This is a genomic window from Nocardioides sp., assembly GCF_035703625.1.
In the GTDB taxonomy this organism is placed as follows: domain Bacteria; phylum Actinomycetota; class Actinomycetes; order Propionibacteriales; family Nocardioidaceae; genus Nocardioides.
The window spans coordinates 1-3744 of the sequence record NZ_DASSXS010000133.1 but is presented as its reverse complement, the minus strand read 5'-3'; the positions used below and the strand labels follow the sequence as shown (position 1 = coordinate 3744).

The 3744-nt window shown below is 70.5% G+C and carries 2 protein-coding genes; both read left to right on the top strand.

Annotated features, from left to right (window positions below):
* The coding region (locus tag VFN12_RS06530; RefSeq protein WP_325117808.1) for a choice-of-anchor D domain-containing protein at positions 1–1362 on the top strand (1362 nt) is incomplete at its 5' end.
* A gap of 138 nt (positions 1363–1500) precedes the next feature.
* The coding region (locus tag VFN12_RS06525; protein ID WP_325117807.1) for a peroxidase family protein at positions 1501–3744 on the top strand (2244 nt) is incomplete at its 3' end.

Sequence of the window (3744 nt, the reverse complement as noted above, 5' to 3'; positions counted from 1 at the left end):
GTTCGCGACCTCGTCCCGGGCGAGCAGTACACCCTCACACATCCGTACGGCCAGGCCGTGGCCACGGCAGTGCTGGACCCGGACCCCGTGGAGCCCGATGACCTGACCGGTCGGATCAGGCACGTCGAGGAGGTCGGGTGCATCCTCCCCGAGGAGCCCGCCGACGGCACCCCGCCGCCTGAGGCACCACCGTGCGACTTCTCCAGCCCGCTGGAAGGACCCCTGTTCGGTGGGTTCCTGCGTCAGCCCGGTGCCCCGGCGGGCCACCTCGGCGACGGTCTGCTGGCGCTCACTCCGCGCCCGGTCGTGAACGGCCCGCTGCGCAACTCCTTCCAGGTGGAAGGGCCGAGCGTGCCCCAGGGCGCTCCACCGACCACCGACTTCCTGGTCGAGGGACGCCTCGCGGCGCCGGTGACCGCGTCGATCACCAACACCGATTTCGGCACGCAGAAGGTCGGCTCCTCCTTTACGAGGTCAGTCGCCGTGCGGAACACCAGCCCCCAGTCGGTCACGCTGGATCCCCCTGAGCTCGCCGGGGCGGGAGCCGGCGACTTCACGGTCGAGCCGGCGGCCACCGGCGGATGCAGCCCGAACACGCCGCTGCCGACCGGAAGCACCTGCCGCCTCGCCCTGACGTTCCAGCCGTCGGCCACCGGGTTCCGGACCGCGACGCTGAGCCTGCCCAACAGTCTCGACGGCGACAACCTGGTGCGCTCGCTCACCCTGACCGGCACCGGCGCGAGACCGCGTGCAGCGATCCTGGGTTCCCTGGAATTCGGGGACGTGGGGATCGGGCAGCGCAAGACTCTCCCGCTGACCATGCGCAACCCGGGCGACGTGAGCCTGGTGGTGACGTCGGTGCTCCGCACGGGCAGTCCCGAGTTCACCGTCAACGCGACGGCGTGCACGAGTGCGCCGATCCGGGCCCGCCGTTCCTGCGTCATGGACGTGAGCTATCGACCGACCGCGCTCGGGCGGGACGGCGCGAACCTCGCCGTCACGCACGATGCAGCGGGCAGCCCCTCGACCGTGGCGCTGTCGGCCAGGGGAGTCGACGCGACCGCTCCCGCCATCCGGACGTTGCGCGTGCGGCCGCGCTTCGACCCACCCGGCGCGTTGTCGATAGTCGTCGGCCTGGACGGACCCGGCACGGCTGCTGTGCACGTGCTGCAACGCCGGCGTGTGGTCAGCAATCTCGGCGTTCTCCGGTTCACGTCGGCCGGAAACCGGCGGACGACGTGGAACGGCCGTGACAGCCGCGGTCGCCTGGCCGATCCCGGTGCCTACGTGGTCCGGGTCACCGCCCGTGACACCGCCCGCAACACCTCTGTCCGGCATGCACCCGTCACTGTCATCCGGTGAGTGAGCATGAACGGAGACCCTGCACGTGTCGACAGCCCCCCGTCGCCGAGGGCAAGGTCCCGAACCCGGGTGGCCACCGCGCTCCTGATCGCGGCCGGACTCCCCGCGGTGGCGCTCCCTGCGCCACCAGCGTCTGCCGTGGCCCCGGAAGGGGCCGGCTTCAACCTGAACCGCAGCGACCTGCAGTCCATCCTCGAGCAGGTCAAGATCGCCGAGCGGCACGCCGCGACGGCCACACCGCTGAACCCCTGCGGCACCTTGCGTGGCAACGGGGCGCACCAGGTCCCCAACGCCGTACTCCCTTACGGGCTGCGCACGGTCGACGGCTCGTGCAACAACCTCCTCGCCGGTGGTGACGACCTCGGCCGCTCGCAGCGGCTGATGCCACGCCTGGCCGAGCCTGTGTGGCGAGAGGGCGAGGACTCGACCGTCCCCGGGGTCGGCCCGGTGGGCCCCCCGGGAAGCACGTCGTACGCACAGAGGAGTGGATCGGTCGTGGACTCCGGGCCTCGGGTGATCAGCAACCTCGTGGTCGACCAGACCTCGTCCAACCCGGCCGCCGTGCAGGCCGCTGCGCGGCCCCGGCGCAGCTTCGACCCCGAGCCGAGCGCGGTGCCGTGCACCGCACCGGGCGTGCCGGCCGGATGTACCCCGGACGGGGAGACCCTGCTGATCCCGAACGTCTCCACCGACGCCGGCCTGTCCCCGCCCTTCAACTCGTGGTTCACGCTGTTCGGCCAGTTCTTCGACCACGGCCTCGACCTCGCCGCCAAGGGCGGCAGCGGAAGCGTGTTCGTCCCCCTCAAGGACGACGACCCGATGATCGCCGGGCCCGACGGTGAGCTCGGGACCGGCGACGACCTACCGCCGGAGCAGCGGTTCATGTTGGTCACGAGGGCCACCAACCAGCCCGGCCCCGACGGTCGGCTCGGCACGGCGGACGACGTCCACGAGGCCACCAACAACGACACACCCTGGGTGGACCAGAACCAGACCTACGGGTCGCACCCCGCGCAACAGGTCTTCCTCCGCGAGTACGCCCCCGACGCCGCCGGCCACCCGGTGTCGACGGGACGGCTGATCCAGGGCGCGTCCGGCGGGATGGCGACATGGTCGGAGATCAAGCGGCAGGCCGCCGAGCTGCTCGGCATCGAGCTCGTCGACACGGACGTGACGAACGTCCCGCTGCTGGCGACCGACGCCTACGGCAGGTTCGCCCGTGGTCCGAACGGCTTCCCGCTGCTCGTCACCGCGACCGGGACGGTCGAGGGAGACCCGGCGAGTCCGATCTCGACCTCGAACGCGCTGCGAGCTCGCATCGCGTTCCTCGACGACATCGCCCACCACGCCGTACCCCGGCCAGGACTGACACCGGACGCCGACACGGTCGCCTCGGCCGACTTCGCGAACCAGCCGGCTGGGACCTACGACGACGAGATGCTGGGTGCGCACTTCGTCAGCGGTGACGGGCGCATCAACGAGAACATCGGCCTGACCGCGATGCACCAGATCTTCCACTCCGAGCACAACCGGCTCGCCGGGAGCCTCGACACCATGATCAGCGGCGCTCCTGCGGACAACGCTGCGTGGCACGACACGTCCAACCCGGGCGCATGGGACTACGGCGAACGTCTCTTCCAGGCGGCACGGTTCGTCACCGAGATGGAGTACCAGCACCTGGTGTTCGAGGAGTTCGCCCGCAAGGTGCAGCCCGCGATCAACCCGTTCGAGCCGTTCGCGTTCACCCAGACCGAGATCAACCCGGCGGTGAAGGCGGAGTTCGCGCACGCGGTGTACCGGTTCGGGCACTCGATGCTGACCGACACCATCTCCCGGCGCAACGAGGACCGGCCCGGAGTCGACAACGTGTTCGGGACCGCCGACGACGTCCTGGGCAGCCAGAACGACATCCCGCTGCTGAAGGGGTTCCTGAACCCGCCGGCGTACTTCGACGGCGGCCCTGAGGGGACGTTGACCCCCCAGCAGGCCGCGGGGAGCATCATCATGGGGATGAGCGACCAGACCGGCAACGAGCTGGACGAGTTCGTCACTGAGACCCTGCGGAACAACCTCTTGGGCCTTCCGCTGGACCTCGCCGCGATCAACATCGCGCGGGCACGCTCCGAGGGTGTGCCGCCGCTGAACGTGTTCCGGCGTGACGTCTTCAACGACACCCACGACGCCGCGATGACGCCGTACACCAGCTGGATCGACTACGGGCAGCACCTCAAGCACCCCGAGTCGCTGGTGAACTTCGTCGCCGCCTACGGCCGGCACCCGTCGATCACCTCGGCGACGACGATGGAGGACAGGCGCAAGGCCGCCCGGCTGATCGTGAACCCGGGGACCGGGGAGGTGCCCCCTCTCGACGCGACGGCCTTC